Here is a 13420-nt window from a genome sequence, read left to right on the forward strand (position 1 = left end):
CTCACCGCGGTCCCCGACGTCGTGTCGGCTCCCGTCACCCGTCCCTGCCGGGGCTGTGGGCACGACCGCGACGCCCACCAGCACTACCGCGCGGGCACCGACTGCGCCCTCTGCGCTCCGGGCGCCTGCCTCGCGTACCGGCGCCGCTCCATCCTGCAGACCTTCCGCCGCTGACCCCGGGCCGGCCGGGCAACCCGGACACCCGTGGGGGACGTCGACTCACCGCAACGACGTCGCCCGGACATCTGCGCGACACACCCGGGTGGCCTCCGCCCGCCATTGTTGCGATCGGATCACGGAACGGCCACGGCCGGACCATTCCGGCTGGCCGGGGCGTCGACGGGGAAATGGCGGCGACGCACTTGATCGGTTGAGGGTTGCCTCACGCTTGTGGTGATCCGCGCCACCCGGTAGACCTTGTTCCCGACAGCCCGGACGTGCCCCCGCCGCGAAACCCACTGCTTCCCGGTTTCCCGCTCCGGACACAGCCAGGCCGTCGACGCCGAACCCGTGCTCCCGTCGACTGGCAGCGTGGCCACCGTTCCCTCACCGGTCCCCCGGTGAGGGAGGAGGGTGAGCGGGTCCGGCGTGGCGGAGAACGCCGCGAGGTGCAGCGACGATGCACACCGCGCGGTGGGTCGGCGGCCTGCCGCCGGCCCCTGCTGGTCACGCAATGGGGCGTGCTCACCGGTCATCCGCGCCGTCGGGCGGGGCCTTGACGACAACGTCGTCGTCGGGTCCCGCCTCGTCGGCATCGCGACCCCGGCCGCTCCGGGGTCGGTCCGGCTCGACACCGGGGCCCCCCGCGCGCACCCTGGAGTGGTGGCCGCGCCCGCACCGCTCGACATCCCGGCCCGGCTGCGCGCCGCCGGATGCGTCTTCGCCGAGGACGAGGCCGCCGTGCTGTGGGCCTCCGCGCAGGACGCCGAGCACCTGGAGTCGCTGCTCACCCGTCGGCTCACCGGCGAGCCGCTGGAACAGGTCGTCGGCTGGGCCGAGTTCTCCGGACTCCGGATCCGGGTCGGACCGGGTGTCTTCGTGCCGCGCCGCCGGACCGAATGGCTGGTGGTGCAGGCGCTGGCCGGTCTGCGGGAGACCCCGGGCCGGCCGGCCGTGCTGGACCTGTGCTGCGGTTCCGGCGCGGTGAGCGCGGCGCTGGCCGCAGCGTCCGGCTCCCGACCGATCGAGATGGTCGCCGTGGACTGCGATCCCACGGCCGTGGCCTGCGCTACCCACAACGCCCCGACCGCCACGGTGCTGGTCGGCGACCTGTACGCCCCGCTGCCGGTGGCCTGGCGTGGCAGGTTCGACATCATCACCGCCAACGCGCCGTACGTCCCCACCGACGAACTGGTCGACCTGCCGTCCGAGGCGCGCCTGCACGAGCCGCCGACGGCCCTGGACGGCGGCCGGGACGGACTCGACGTGCAGCGCCGGATCGTGGCCGGCGCCCTCGAGTGGCTGGCCCCCTCCGGGCGGTTGCTCATCGAGACTGGTCGGCACCAGGCCGACCGCACGGCCGGCCTGTTCCGGGCGGCCGGTCTGACCGCCACGGTGTCCACCGACGACGAGATCGCCGCCACCGTGGTGATCGGCAGCCGGCCCCCGGCCCCGGCTCCCGCTCGGGACCACCGACCATGACCATCGACGGGCCCACCGCTCGACCGGCCGGCGGACGCCGGGTCCGGGCCGCCACGGCCGTGGTGACCGCACTGGCCCTGCTCGCCGCCTGTGCGTCGCCGGCGCCCGACCCGGTGCCGGCCCGGCCATCGGCCGGCCAAGCCACCACCGGCACCGCCGCGCCCAGCACCGCCCCGACCCCGACGTCCACCTCGGCGACCACCGCCGCACCACTCGCCATGACCGACACCGACACCGCCGCCCGCGGCCCGGCCCCCGGTGCCGCCCCGCAGCACGCTGCGGCGACCGGGTTCGTGTCCGGCGTGCAGCCGATCGACGCCACGCTGGCCGCGCGGATGGCGCCGAGCTGGCGTCCCGGGTGCCCGGTCCCGCTCGCCGACCTGCGGTACGTCACCGTCACCCACGTCGGGTTCGACGGCGCCGACCATCCCGGCGAGCTGGTCGTCTCGGCCCGCACCGCCGACGCGATCGTGTCGGTGTTCGCCGAGCTGTACCGGCAGCGGTTCCCGATCGCCTCGATGCGCCTGGTCGACGACTTCGCGATCGACGGGATGGCCGACGACGCTGCGTCCATGGCGGCCAACAACACCTCGGCGTTCAACTGCCGCGCGGTCACCGGGGGCAGCAGCTGGTCCGAGCACTCCTCCGGCGAGGCCATCGACATCAACCCGGTGCAGAACCCGTACGTGTCGTCCTCCGGTGCCGTCCAGCCGGCGGCCGGCGCCGCCTTCCTGCCCCGGTCGCCCGGGCCGGGCGTCATCCTGCCCGGCGATCCGGTGGTGCAGGCGTTCGCGCGCATCGGGTGGTCCTGGGGCGGAGCCTGGACGAGTCCGGTGGACCACCAGCACTTCTCGGCGTCCGGACGGTGATCGGCGTCCGGAGGTGATCGCGCCCGGACGGGGTCAGCGGACCTGCAGCACGTCCCGCAGGTCGAAGCCGACCGGCCGGTCCAGTTGCTCGTAGGTGCAGCTGTCCGGTTCGCGGTCCGGCCGCCAGCGGACGAACTGGGCGGTGTGCCGGAACCGTTCACCCTCCAGGTAGTCGTAGCGGACCTCGACCACCCGCTCGGGACGCAACGGGACGAACGACAGGTCCTTGCCGGCGTTCCACCGGCTGCCCTCGTTCTTGCGCGGTGTCCGCTCGCCCTGCTCCTGCGCGGCCCAGTTCCACGGATGGTCCTCGAACGTGGTGACCAGCGGCTCCAGCTCGGTCACCAGCGACCGGCGGGTGGCCATCGGGAAGGCCCCGATCACCCCGACCGAGGCGAGCACACCCCGGTCGTCGTACAGGCCGAGCAGCAGCGAGCCGATCGCGTCCGGACCGGACTTGTGCACCCGGTAGCCGGCGACCACACAGTCCGCGGTCCGCTCGTGCTTGATCTTGCCCATCACCCGCTTGTCGGGCTGGTAGGTCAGGTCGGCCCGCTTGGCGATCAGCCCGTCCAGACCGGCCCCCTCGAACTCGGAGAACCAGCGCCGGGCGGTGTCCAGGTCGTCGGTGATCGGGGTCAGGTGCACGGGGGCCTGCGCCGCGGCCAGCGCCTCCTCGAGCCGGGCGCGGCGCTCGGTGAACGGCCGGTCGAGCAGCGACTCATCGCCCAGCGCCAGCAGGTCGAAGGCCACGAAGCTGGCCGGGGTCTGCTGCGACAGCAGGGTGACCCGGCTGACGGCGGGGTGGATGCGCTGCTGCAGCGCCTCGAAATCCAGGGTGTTGCGGGAGGTGTCGGCCACCACGATCTCCCCGTCGATGACCGCGCGCTCCGGGAGGTTGGCCAGCACAGCCTCGACCACCTCGGGGAAGTACCGGGTCATCGGCTTCTCGTTGCGGCTGCCGATCTCCACCTCGTCCCCGTCGCGGAAGATGATCGAGCGGAAGCCGTCCCACTTCGGCTCGTACCACTGCCCGGTGGGGATCTCCGGCAGCGGCTTGGCCAGCATCGGCGGCACGGGCGGCATCACGGGCAGGTCCATCGACACAGTGTGGCGGGCACCCCCGAGAGCCCGCCGGCCAGGTCGCGCCGATCAGGTGAGCCCGGACGCGCGGCCGGTCCACTCCGACAGCGGCGCGCAGTGCCACTGCCAGTCCACCTGCCGCGGCAGCCCGGCCAGGTCGACCCGGCCGTTCGCCCACAGCAGCGTCTGCCACGGGTCGCGGTCGACCGGCGCCCACGGGAACAGTCGGCGGGCCACCATGCCGGCCAGCACCGGCGGCGGATCGAACCGGGCACCCAGACCCTGCCCCACGTCCCAGGTGTGCACCAGCAGCTCGTCGCAGCCCATGGCGGCGAACCCGGACGCGTCGGCCAGCCCCCAGGAGTGGTGGCCGCGCCAGCCCGCCGGGACGCCGTCCACCACGTGCGCGAGCACGTCGGCGAAGGTGACCAGCGTGGTCACCAGGGCCTCCCGGCTGTTGCCGTCCGGGCCGTCGGGCACGGAGAGCTGCATGGTGTCCAGCGGTTGCGGCCCGTTGGCCAGGTCGGTCGGGTACCAGAGCAGCGTCTCGCACATGTGCGCGACGGTCCGGCTGCCCGTCCAGCCCAGGCTGGGCACGGTCACACTCCAGTCCTGATCGGCCACGGACCGCAGGAACGCGGCCGACGAGCGGGCTGACTGACGCAGGTTGGTCCCGTCCACCCGCGCATTGTCACCGCAGCACCCGTCACCGCAGCACCCGTCACCGCAGCACCCGTCACGCGAGGGGTTCGCCGACGGCCGCCCGGGTCCTGTCGAGCGGATGCGTAACCCAGCAGTTACGCTTCGTCCCGTGCACGTCGTCACCGCCCTTGCCGACCCGGTGCGCCGGGCCATCGTGGAGCGCCTGCACGACGGCCCCCAGCCGGCCGGCAGCATCGCCGCCGGCTTCGACATCACCCGCCCGGCGGTCAGCCGCCACCTCCAGGTCCTGCTGGCCGCGGGCGTGGTGAGCGTGCAGAGCACCGGCCGGGAGCGGCGGTACCGGTTGCAGCCCGAGGCGTTGGCGCCACTGGCCGACTGGATCGCCCGGCTGCGGGAGGCTCCGGGCCGCGAGGACGGGCCCTGGGACCGGCACCTGGACGCGTTGGCCACCGAGGTCGCCCGCACGGTCCGGGAACGCCGGGACCGCGCGCAGGACCAGGCTCAGGGCGAGCAGCACACCGACGAGTTCCCGGGAGTGAGCGCATGACCGTCGACGGCACCGGACGGGTCGAGACCACGGGCGGGACCAGGCGACTGGTGATCGAGCGCGAGTTCCGCGCCTCCCCGGAGGTGGTGTTGGCCTGCCTGACCGAGTCACCGCGACTGGGCCGCTGGATCGGCATCTGGAGCGGCACCGGCGGTCCCGGCCGCACGGTGCAGTTCGTGATGACCGCGGAGGGCGCGACCGAGCCGCAGCCGGTGACCATCGCCGAATGCCGGGCGCCGCACCGGCTGGTGGTGGACTTCGAGCAGGACCAGGACGCCTGGCACCTGGAACTCGACCTCGCCGCCGTCGGGGACGGTGGGACGACCCGGCTGGTGTTCGTGCAACGGCTGGACTTCCCCGGGCTGGAGTCGTCGGTCGGGCCGGGCTGGGAGTACTACCTGGAACGGCTCGGCGCCGCCCTGGCCGCGACCCCCGAGCCCGACTGGCCGACCTGGGACGACTACTGGCCGCACCAGCAGGCGCACTACGGCGGTGCGGATCCCACCGGGCACTGAGCGGCCTGCCCGGGCGCTCGTCCCTGCGTAGGGTGACCCCGCGGGCGCGACCGGTGCCCGCAAGGACGAGGAGGCCGGGCAGATGATCATCCGCGGTGCGGTGCTGGAGGAGATCGGCCGACCCCGGCCGTACCAGGAGTCCGCGCCGGTGTCGATCAGCGAGCTCGACCTGCAGCCGCCCGGTCCGGACGAGGTGCTGGTCCGGATGGAGGCCGCCGGGGTGTGCCACTCCGACCTGTCCGTGGTGGACGGCAACCGGGTCCGCCCGGTGCCGATGCTGTTGGGGCACGAGGCCGCCGGGCGCATCGAGCAGGTCGGCCCCGGTGTCACCGGACTGTCGGTCGGCCAGCGGGTCGTCATGACGTTCCTGCCCCGCTGCGGAGAGTGCGAGGGCTGCGCCTCCGACGGGATCCGGCCCTGCGTGCGGGGTTCCGCGACGAACAACGACGGCACCCTGCTGCACGGCGACATCCGGCTGTCCCGCGACGGTCAGCCGGTGCGGCACCACCTGGGCGTCTCGGGGTTCGCCACCCACGCAGTGGTCGACCGCCGGTCGGTGGTGCCGGTCGGCGACGACATCCCGCCGGAGGTCGCCGCGGTGCTCGGGTGCGCGGTGCTCACCGGCGGTGGCGCGGTCATCAACGCCGGACGGCCACGACCGGGCGAGTCGGTGGCCGTGGTCGGCCTCGGCGGCGTCGGGATGGCCGCGCTCATCACCGCCCTGGCGGTGGACGCGACCACCGTCATCGGCATCGACGCCGTACCCGAGAAACTCGCGGCGGCCACCGGATTGGGTGCCACCGCGGTGTACTCGCCGCAGCAGGCCGCGGAGGCCGGCGTCAAGGCGGACGTCGTCATCGAGGCGGCGGGCAACGTCCGGGCGTTCGAGACCGCGGTCGCCGTCACCGCTCCCGGCGGCCGCACCGTGACGGTCGGGCTGCCGGCTCCGGACGCCCGGGCGTCGATCTCGCCGCTGGGGCTGGTCGCCGAGGGCCGCAGCATCATCGGCAGCTACCTCGGGTCCGCGGTGCCCACCCGTGACATCCCGGTGTTCGCCGGCCTGTGGCGGGCCGGGAAGCTGCCGATCGAGCGGCTGGTCTCGTCCCGCATCCGGCTCGAGGAGATCAACGCCGCGATGGAGCAGCTGGCCGCGGGAGCGGCCATCCGGCAGATCATCTCGTTCGAGGACGACCACCAGCAGGAGTGATTCCGCACAGGGGGCGGTCATGTCAGCAGCGACACCGACGGCGACGATCCGGGTGGCCACATCGGCGGACGCGGCCGCGATCGCCGCTGTGCTGCGCGACTTCCAGGCGGAGTACGAGGAGTTCGCCCCCGAGCAGGACTGGTGGGCCGGCCGGATCGCGGCCCTGATGGACGCCGGGGACAGCGCGGTGCTGCTGGTGGAGACGGGTGCCGACGAGCTGCCGGTCGGCGTCGCCTACCTCCGCTTCCGGCCGTCGCTGTACCAGGACGCTCCGGAGGCCTCCCTGGCCGAGCTGTACGTCCGTCCCGACCTGCGCGGCCAGGGCTTGGGCCGCCGGCTGCTGACCGCGGCGATGGACCACGCGGTGGACCGGGGCGCGACCTCCATGGATCTGTCGACCACCTCGGCCGACACCGCTGCCGTCGCCCTCTACGAGTCGATGGGGTTCGACCGGCACGAGCGCAGCGGCCCGGACGTCACCGCCTACTCCTTCGAGATCGATCTGCGGGCTCCGTCGCAGCAGGCTCCGGCCGCCGGGTGAGCGACCCGGCCGGGCTGAGCATCGAACGGTTCGTGGTCTCCGGGGTGCACCGGCTGGCCGGTCGGCCGTCCGACGGCCCCACCGGCCGCCTCGACGACGATCCGCCGGTGGACGAGATCCGCGTCCGGGCCGGGCTGGGAGTGGTCGGCGACCGGTACTTCAACCGTCCCGCCCACCGGGACGCCTCGGTGACCTTCGTGGCGGTCGAGGCGCTCGAGGCGGTGGCCGACGAGCTGGGCGTCCCGCGCTTCGACCCGGCCGCCGCCCGGCGCACCGTCGTGCTCCGTGGGCTCGGCACCGAGGCGACCCAGCAGCTGATCGGCACCACGTTCAGCCTGGACACCGGAGCCGGGCCGGTGGCGTTCGCCGGCCGTCGGGCGGCCAATCCGTGCGCCTGGATGGACGTGGTGCTGGCCCCCGGGGCGTTCCGCGCGCTGCGCGGCCGCGGTGGCGTCCGGGCGGTGCCACTCACCGACGGCCGGCTCTCGTTGGGCCCGGTGGTGCTGCAGCACGGCGCGTGACGCCCGGGCGCGGGTCAGCCCACCGGCTGCCGGACCGCCCGACGTGGCGGCCACGGCACGATCATGGAGGTGCGCCGCTGGTACTCGGCGTACTCCGGATACTTGCTCGCGGTGATCGACTCGGTGAACACGGTCGAGCCGATGAACAGCAGGGTCAGCAGCACCGCGCCGATCGCCGTCCACTGCCACGGACTGCCCGCGGCGACGGCCCCGAACGCGAAGACCACCCACCACTGCCCCTGCTCGCAGAAGAAGTTGGGATGCCGGCTGGAGCGCCAGAGCCCGGTGGTGAGGAACCCCGGCGTCAGGGTGCGCCCGTCACGGGTGGCGGCCGCCTTGCGCCGGTGGAACTCCCACTGCTGCTGGTCGGCGATGGTCTCGCCGGCCAGGAAGGCCAGGAAGAGCACGGCCAGCAGCACGTCGGCGACGCCGAGCGGACGCGGATGCTCGGTCATCGTCACCGCCGGCACCGTGATCAGCACCAGCAGCACGTTCTGGTAGCCGTTGATGAAGCCGATCTGGAACAGCTGGTACTGCCAGGGCCGCATGCGCGCCCGCAGGATCGGCCAGCGGTAGTCCTCGACCCCGCGGTAGCCGCCCTTGCGGGCGAAGTTGAACGTGAGCCGGGCACCCCACAGCGTGACCAGCACGGCGACCAGGACGACGCGCGCGTCCCAGTCGGCGGACCCGGCGAACACCCAGAGGGAGAGCACCGGCACGATCGACCAGATCCGGTCGACCCAGGAGCTGTCCCGCGTCAGCACCGACGCGATCTCCGTGGCCACCGCGACGACGGCGGCCAGCACGATGACCATCTGCAGGCCTGTCACGAACAGCACCGTAGTCCGCGGTGATCACTGCGCGCGCTGCCGGCGGTCACCGCGGCGGGCGCCACGGTTCGCGATCGTGCGCGAGCCACACCAGCTCGGGATCGAAGGCGCGGATCAGCCGCTGGCCGTCGGTGGTGGGGTCGTCGAGCTCGCCGGAGAAGACGGCCGTGTCCCCCGCGATGACCACCGGCCGGGCGCCGGTGGCGATCACCACCAGCTGCGAGCCGGGTGTGTGCCCGGGCGCGGGGACGAGCCGGATCCCCGGCAGCAGCTCCGACTCGCCGTCGACGGCGACGTACTGCACGCCGGGAGCATCCACCCACTCACGGATCGTGTAGTCGTCCCGACTGCGGGCGTCGTCGAGCTCGCGGCGCTGCACGTGGATGGGGCGGCCGGCGAACAGGCGGTTGCCCCCGCAGTGGTCGAAGTGCAGGTGGGTGTTGACGACGATGTCGATGCTGCCGAGGTCGACGCCGGGCTGCTCGCCCAGCGGGAACAGCCTGGGATCCATGTCGGCCACCGCCGGGTGCAGCTCGGTCATGCCCGTGTCGACCAGCACCCGCCCATCGGGATGGTCGATCACGTGGACGCAGACGGGCATCCGTTCTCCCTCGGCCAGCAACTCGGCGACCAGGACAGGGGTGACCGTCACGGACGCCGTTCCGGCGCTGCCCGTGGTCGTCGATGGGTCCACCATGTCGTTGCTCCCGTCCGGTCCCGCTCGCGCGCCGTGGGGTGGCGCTGACGACCCGACTCCGGTGCGGCGCGGAAGTCATCGGCCTGTGCCCGCATCATGGGCCGATGGCTGATCATCGCGTCGACCTGGGCCGGTACTGGCCGCTGGCCGGACTGCGGCTGGTCACGCCGCGACTGACCCTGGCGCCACTGGTCGACGCGGACTTCGGCGAGGCACTCGACCTGGTCCTGGCCGGCATCCACGATCCCGCCCGGATGCCGTTCGCGGTGCCGTGGACCGACGCTCCGCGGGACCGGCTGATCGCCGACACGGCACCGATGGTCGGCGCCCGCGCTCGCTCGTCCCTCGCTCGCACGACTCCTCCGCGAGGTTCTGGTGGTCGGCCCGGGCGGCCAGCCAGCCGGAGTCCTGGCAGGTGCTGTTCGGGGTGCGCCGGGCGGGCGTCCTCGTCGGCACCCAGGAGCTGAGCGGCCCGGATTTCGTCGTGACCCGGACGGTGCTGACCGGATCGTGGCTGGGCCTGGCCCACCAGGGGGGCAGGCATCGGCACCGAGATGAGGTCTGCAGTGCTGCAGTTCGCCTTCGAACACCTCGGCGCGCAGCGGGCCGACAGCGGCGCCTTCACCGACAATCCGGCCTCGCTGGCCGTGTCGGCCCGGCTCGGCTATCTCCCCGACGGCACCCGGGTGGTGCAGCGCCGGCCATGCGAGCGGGCGGTCGAGCAGCGGCTGACGCTGACCCCGGACGGGTTCCGGCGGCCGGACTGGCGGGTGGCGGTGTCCGGGCTCGATGCCTGCCGGGCCGAGTTCGCCCTCTGATCAGGGTCGACGATCCCGACGTGGCGGCGTGCTCGCTGCCCGTCTGTGGCACGGCACCCGCGGATCCGTCGGGTGTCGACCACGGACAGCAACAATCTCGCGCTCATCAGCGGAAATGCCGCTTGGTCTTTCTTCTGCGCCATTCTGTAGAAATCACCGTGATACAGTCGTGATCAACGCAGAACCGACGACGGAAGGACGAGCTGATGAAGCGGAACCTCCTGGGATTCGGCGGAGCGCTGATGCTGGCCGGAGCCGCAGCAGTGATCGCACCCGGCGTCGCCAACGCCGACGAGGCCACCTGCACCTCCTCGGTCAACTACAAGACCGTCACCTTCACCTGTGACGCCCCGGACGAGGCACGCAAGGTGGAGGTCAAGCTGGAGTGCAACGTCTTCGGCGTGCTCGTGGCCGGATCGGAGCACATCACCGTGCCGGCCGGTGGTGGGTACTGGCAGGAGATGTTCTGCCCGGAGGGCTCGACCGTCGGTGACTACGGCTGGTGGGACCGTGGCGCGGCGTGATCCTGGTTCCCGACGGGAATCACCGACGCGAATTCGTCCGTGATCGAGGGACAGCAAGCCGGTGGATTCCGGGGAATCGTCGGTCGGTGATTCCCCGGGATCCACCACCGCAATTCGAGCATTGCACGCCCGGGATCACTCCCGGCGGCTGCCGTCCTCGTCCCAGTGCGCGGCCACCTTCTTGCTGGGCTGCACCCGCGGCGGCTCACCCGGCATCTTCGGGTACTCCGGCGGGTAGGGCAGGTCACCGAGGCCGTGGTCCCGTTCGTCCCGGGCACTGGCCTCCAGCAGCGGTTCCAGGGAGTACGCGACATCGGCGACCGCGGCATGCAGATCACCGACCTCGGCGAACCGGGCCGGGACGGTGGTCACGTCGAAGTCGTGCGGGTGGACGTCGCCGACCTCGTCCCAGCGCAGCGGCGTCGAGACGGTGGCACGGGCGTTGGCCCGGACCGAGTAGGCGGAGGCGATGGTGCGGTCCCGAGCCATCTGGTTGTAGTCGATGAAGATGCGGGCGCCGCGCTCCTCCTTCCACCAGCTCATGGTGACCTGCTCGGGCAGCCGGCGTTCCAGCTCGCGGCCCAGCGCGATGACCGCCCGCCGCGCCTCGACGAACGTCCAGCGCGGCTCGATCGGCACATACACGTGCAGGCCACGCCCGCCGGACGTCTTGGGGTACCCGTCCATGCCGAGCTCCTGCAGCAGCGCCCGCAGTTCCGGGGCGACCCGGGCGGCGTCGGCGAAGTCGGTACCGGGCTGCGGATCGAGATCGATGCGCAGCTGGTTCGGGTGGTCGACGTCGTCCCGGGTCACCGGCCACGGGTGGAACGTCAACGTGCCCTGGTTGGCGCACCACAGCACCACGGCGGGCTCGGTCGGGCAGATTTCGTCGGCGGTGCGGCCGCTCGGGAAGGTGATGGTCACCGGTTCCACCCAGTCAGGCGCGTGCGGCGAGATCCGCTTCTGGTAGAACGCGTCACCCCGGTTGTCCGCCCGGGTGGACAGCTTGGCGCCCTCGAACCAGCCGGACGGCCAGCGTTCCAGCGTGGTCGGCCGGTGCCGGAGCGCTCCGAAGATGCCGTCCTGCACGGCGGCGAAGTACTGCATCACGTCGAGCTTGGTGAGCCCGCGGTCCGCGAAGTACACCTTGTCCGGACTGGTGATCCGGACCGGACGTCCGCCCACCTCGAGCTCCACCGCCGGAGTCGTCGACCGTGCCATGGCGGCACGGTATCGCGCCGACTCGGATGGCGACCGGTCGTTCCGACGTGACGACATCGGGATCGCCGCTGCTGGTTGCGGATTGGCGGAAGGAGCGCCAAAATGGCGCCATGCCGAGGGTGCAGATCAAGGACGTGCCCGACGAGACGCACGCCGTGCTCCGTCGCCGGGCCGCACTGGCCCATCAGTCGTTGCAGGAGTACCTCCTCGCCAAGTTGATCGAGGAGGCCGCCACTCCCTCGCTCGAGGAGGTGCTCGACCGGGCGAGCGGGCGGGCCGGCGGCAGCGTTCCGTTCGTGGACGCGGTGACAGCACTGCACGACGACCGTGATCGTCGTTGACGCCAGTGTCCTGGCACCCGCGCTCGCCGATGACGGGCCTGACGGTGACCAGGCTCGTGGGCGTCTCCGGGGTGAGGTCCTCGCCGCCCCGCAGGTGATCGACCTGGAGGTCACGTCCGTCCTGCGCCGGGCCGCCGCCAACGGCTCTCTTCCTGATCGCCGCGCCGCACTCGCACTGGCCGACCTGGTCGCCCTGCCCGTCCGCCGGGTGGAGCATCGGCAACTGCTCGAGCGCTGCTGGGGACTCCGGCACACCGTCACTCCGTACGACGCCGCGTATGTCGCACTTGCCGAGGCGCTGGGCGTCGTCCTCGTGACCGCCGACGCACGGTTGTCCCGCGCGCCGGGGATCCGGTGCGACGTCGAGGTCCTCCGCTGAGTTGCACCGCCGCGACGCCTCCCGGTTCCTTCGATCGCCGGTCCTGGTCTTGCGGTGTCCGGGCGGTTGCCGGGCGGTTCCATGTGCATGACCCGGCGCCTTCGGGCTTGGTCCGGCCCGGCCGGTTCCCGCAGACTCCGGCCATGACCGCCGCGCCGTCCGATCCCGTCCTCACCCACGACCCGTCCGGGTCCGCCGCTCCCAGCCATGACACCCCGGTGACGAGCCGGTCGGTGACCGCGGGTCTGGCGTTCGACGTGGTGGAACCGGGCACCGTGGTGCTGCAGATCGCGGTCGCTCAGCTGCCCGGCTGGCAGGTGGACGACGCCCTGACGGTCGAACTGGACGGCACCGCGGTCCCGGTCACCGAGATCATCGGGACCACCGGCGCGCGTCTGCACGTGCTGCGGCCCGGGGTCGGACCGGTGACCGTGCATTACGAGGCCACCGTCACCGGCCGGGCCGATCCGACGCCCGTGGTCGAGGCCGACCTGATCACCTACCGGCGCCCCAGCCGGTACGCCGAGTCCGACAAGCTGGCCGCGGTCGCGCAGCGCGAGTTCGGCTCGCTGACCGGGGCGCCGCTGCTGGCCGCGGTGTCGTCCTGGGTCGGGCAGCACCTGAGCTACGTCTCCGGCAGCAGCGATCCGATCGACGGCGCGGTGGACACCTACCTGCTCGGCGCGGGCGTGTGCCGGGACTACGCGCACCTGGTGGTGGCGCTGCTGCGGGCCCGTGACGTGCCGGCCCGACTGGTCGCGGTGTACGCCCCGGGGCTGGACCCGATGGACTTCCACGCGGTGGCCGAGGCGTACGTGGACGGGGCCTGGCACGTGGTCGACGGGACCCTGCTCGCGCCCCGGTCGGCGCTGGTCCGCATCGCCACCGGTCGCGACGCGGCCGACACCGCGTTCCTGGACGACTTCGGCGGGTCCGTCGACTTCCACAGCGCCACCGTCACCGCGGTGGTCAACGGCACGCTGCCGAACGACGACCCGCGTCGGCTGGTCGAGCTCGGCTGAC

At 72.8% G+C, this 13420-nt stretch carries 17 protein-coding genes and 1 pseudogene; 13 read left to right on the top strand and 5 right to left on the bottom strand.

Annotated elements, in window-relative coordinates:
- The first annotated feature begins 819 nt into the window (after positions 1-819).
- On the top strand, positions 820-1641 hold the full coding sequence (locus JL106_RS03400) for a putative protein N(5)-glutamine methyltransferase (protein ID WP_205259273.1): 822 nt from the start codon (positions 820-822) through the stop codon (positions 1639-1641).
- Positions 1638-2510 (top strand): M15 family metallopeptidase, encoded by an 873-nt coding sequence (locus tag JL106_RS03405; protein WP_205259274.1) that lies wholly within the window; start codon positions 1638-1640, stop codon positions 2508-2510. Before JL106_RS03400 ends, JL106_RS03405 begins: the two co-directional genes overlap by 4 nt.
- 33 nt (positions 2511-2543) lie before the next feature.
- Here the strand turns inward: JL106_RS03405 and JL106_RS03410 are convergent, their stop codons facing one another.
- Complete coding sequence (locus JL106_RS03410) at positions 2544-3611, bottom strand: ATP-dependent DNA ligase (protein WP_205259275.1); 1068 nt, start codon at positions 3609-3611, stop codon at positions 2544-2546.
- Between the two features lie 51 nt (positions 3612-3662).
- A complete protein-coding gene (locus JL106_RS03415) occupies positions 3663-4274 on the bottom strand; it encodes a maleylpyruvate isomerase N-terminal domain-containing protein (protein WP_205259276.1) in 612 nt (203 codons plus the stop codon).
- Positions 4275-4404: 130 nt separating this feature from the next.
- On the opposite strand from JL106_RS03415, the gene JL106_RS03420 reads away from it, so the two are divergent.
- The 5 genes from JL106_RS03420 to JL106_RS03440 all read left to right on the top strand — a co-directional run bounded on the left by JL106_RS03420 (position 4405) and on the right by JL106_RS03440 (position 7587).
- A complete protein-coding gene (locus JL106_RS03420) occupies positions 4405-4803 on the top strand; it encodes an ArsR/SmtB family transcription factor (RefSeq protein WP_328841185.1) in 399 nt (132 codons plus the stop codon).
- On the top strand, positions 4800-5318 hold the full coding sequence (locus JL106_RS03425) for an SRPBCC family protein (protein WP_205259278.1): 519 nt from the start codon (positions 4800-4802) through the stop codon (positions 5316-5318). The genes JL106_RS03420 and JL106_RS03425 overlap by 4 nt, the downstream gene beginning before the upstream one ends.
- An 82-nt stretch (positions 5319-5400) precedes the next feature.
- Positions 5401-6525, top strand: coding sequence for an alcohol dehydrogenase catalytic domain-containing protein (locus tag JL106_RS03430; RefSeq protein WP_205259279.1), 1125 nt, complete (start codon positions 5401-5403; stop codon positions 6523-6525).
- 52 nt (positions 6526-6577) lie between these two features.
- Entirely contained in the window at positions 6578-7066 is a 489-nt protein-coding gene (locus tag JL106_RS03435) for a GNAT family N-acetyltransferase (RefSeq protein WP_205259280.1), read from the top strand.
- Entirely contained in the window at positions 7063-7587 is a 525-nt protein-coding gene (locus tag JL106_RS03440; protein ID WP_205259281.1) for a hypothetical protein, read from the top strand. Before JL106_RS03435 ends, JL106_RS03440 begins: the two co-directional genes overlap by 4 nt.
- Before the next feature lie 14 nt (positions 7588-7601).
- On the opposite strand, the gene JL106_RS03445 is transcribed toward JL106_RS03440, so the two are convergent.
- Together JL106_RS03445 and JL106_RS03450 are read right to left on the bottom strand one after the other, a co-directional pair.
- Positions 7602-8417 carry a DUF1295 domain-containing protein gene (locus JL106_RS03445; protein ID WP_328841188.1) on the bottom strand — a complete coding sequence of 272 codons (816 nt, stop codon included), beginning with the start codon at positions 8415-8417 and terminating at the stop codon, positions 7602-7604.
- 46 nt (positions 8418-8463) lie between these two features.
- A complete protein-coding gene (locus JL106_RS03450; protein WP_407940074.1) occupies positions 8464-9114 on the bottom strand; it encodes an N-acyl homoserine lactonase family protein in 651 nt (216 codons plus the stop codon).
- Positions 9115-9218: 104 nt separating this feature from the next.
- On the opposite strand from JL106_RS03450, the gene JL106_RS03455 reads away from it, so the two are divergent.
- The 3 genes and pseudogenes from JL106_RS03455 to JL106_RS03465 all read left to right on the top strand — a co-directional run bounded on the left by JL106_RS03455 (position 9219) and on the right by JL106_RS03465 (position 10456).
- Complete coding sequence (locus tag JL106_RS03455; protein WP_205259283.1) at positions 9219-9581, top strand: hypothetical protein; 363 nt, start codon at positions 9219-9221, stop codon at positions 9579-9581.
- A 60-nt stretch (positions 9582-9641) separates the two neighbouring features.
- Positions 9642-9932 (top strand): annotated as a pseudogene (locus JL106_RS03460) (GNAT family N-acetyltransferase); the annotation flags it as partial.
- Positions 9933-10138: 206 nt separating this feature from the next.
- Positions 10139-10456 carry a hypothetical protein gene (locus tag JL106_RS03465; RefSeq protein ID WP_205259285.1) on the top strand — a complete coding sequence of 106 codons (318 nt, stop codon included), beginning with the start codon at positions 10139-10141 and terminating at the stop codon, positions 10454-10456.
- Positions 10457-10591: 135 nt separating this feature from the next.
- Here the strand turns inward: JL106_RS03465 and ligD are convergent, their stop codons facing one another.
- Positions 10592-11677 (bottom strand): non-homologous end-joining DNA ligase, encoded by a 1086-nt coding sequence (ligD, locus tag JL106_RS03470; protein WP_205259286.1) that lies wholly within the window; start codon positions 11675-11677, stop codon positions 10592-10594.
- A 110-nt stretch (positions 11678-11787) separates the two neighbouring features.
- Between ligD and JL106_RS03475 the strand changes: the two genes are divergently transcribed.
- The 3 genes from JL106_RS03475 (at position 11788) to JL106_RS03485 (ending at position 13419) form a co-directional block, all read left to right on the top strand.
- Positions 11788-12018: a FitA-like ribbon-helix-helix domain-containing protein gene (locus JL106_RS03475; RefSeq protein ID WP_205259287.1), complete on the top strand. Its 231-nt coding sequence runs from the start codon at positions 11788-11790 to the stop codon at positions 12016-12018.
- Positions 12005-12397 (top strand): type II toxin-antitoxin system VapC family toxin, encoded by a 393-nt coding sequence (locus JL106_RS03480; protein ID WP_205259288.1) that lies wholly within the window; start codon positions 12005-12007, stop codon positions 12395-12397. Before JL106_RS03475 ends, JL106_RS03480 begins: the two co-directional genes overlap by 14 nt.
- Before the next feature lie 143 nt (positions 12398-12540).
- Complete coding sequence (locus tag JL106_RS03485) at positions 12541-13419, top strand: transglutaminase-like domain-containing protein (RefSeq protein ID WP_205259289.1); 879 nt, start codon at positions 12541-12543, stop codon at positions 13417-13419.
- Position 13420 lies beyond the last annotated feature (1 nt).

The organism is Nakamurella leprariae (assembly GCF_016918035.1).
GTDB lineage: Bacteria > Actinomycetota > Actinomycetes > Mycobacteriales > Nakamurellaceae > Nakamurella > Nakamurella leprariae.

Coding starts and splice junctions, on each gene's coding strand:
- JL106_RS03405 (WP_205259274.1), top strand. CDS start 1,638: ATGACCATCGACGGGCCCACCGCTCGACCGGCCGGCGGACGCCGGGTC.
- JL106_RS03410 (WP_205259275.1), bottom strand. CDS start 3,611: ATGGACCTGCCCGTGATGCCGCCCGTGCCGCCGATGCTGGCCAAGCCG.
- JL106_RS03425 (WP_205259278.1), top strand. CDS start 4,800: ATGACCGTCGACGGCACCGGACGGGTCGAGACCACGGGCGGGACCAGG.
- JL106_RS03430 (WP_205259279.1), top strand. CDS start 5,401: ATGATCATCCGCGGTGCGGTGCTGGAGGAGATCGGCCGACCCCGGCCG.
- JL106_RS03450 (WP_407940074.1), bottom strand. CDS start 9,114: ATGGTGGACCCATCGACGACCACGGGCAGCGCCGGAACGGCGTCCGTG.
- JL106_RS03455 (WP_205259283.1), top strand. CDS start 9,219: ATGGCTGATCATCGCGTCGACCTGGGCCGGTACTGGCCGCTGGCCGGA.
- JL106_RS03465 (WP_205259285.1), top strand. CDS start 10,139: ATGAAGCGGAACCTCCTGGGATTCGGCGGAGCGCTGATGCTGGCCGGA.
- ligD (WP_205259286.1), bottom strand. CDS start 11,677: ATGGCACGGTCGACGACTCCGGCGGTGGAGCTCGAGGTGGGCGGACGT.
- JL106_RS03475 (WP_205259287.1), top strand. CDS start 11,788: ATGCCGAGGGTGCAGATCAAGGACGTGCCCGACGAGACGCACGCCGTG.
- JL106_RS03485 (WP_205259289.1), top strand. CDS start 12,541: ATGACCGCCGCGCCGTCCGATCCCGTCCTCACCCACGACCCGTCCGGG.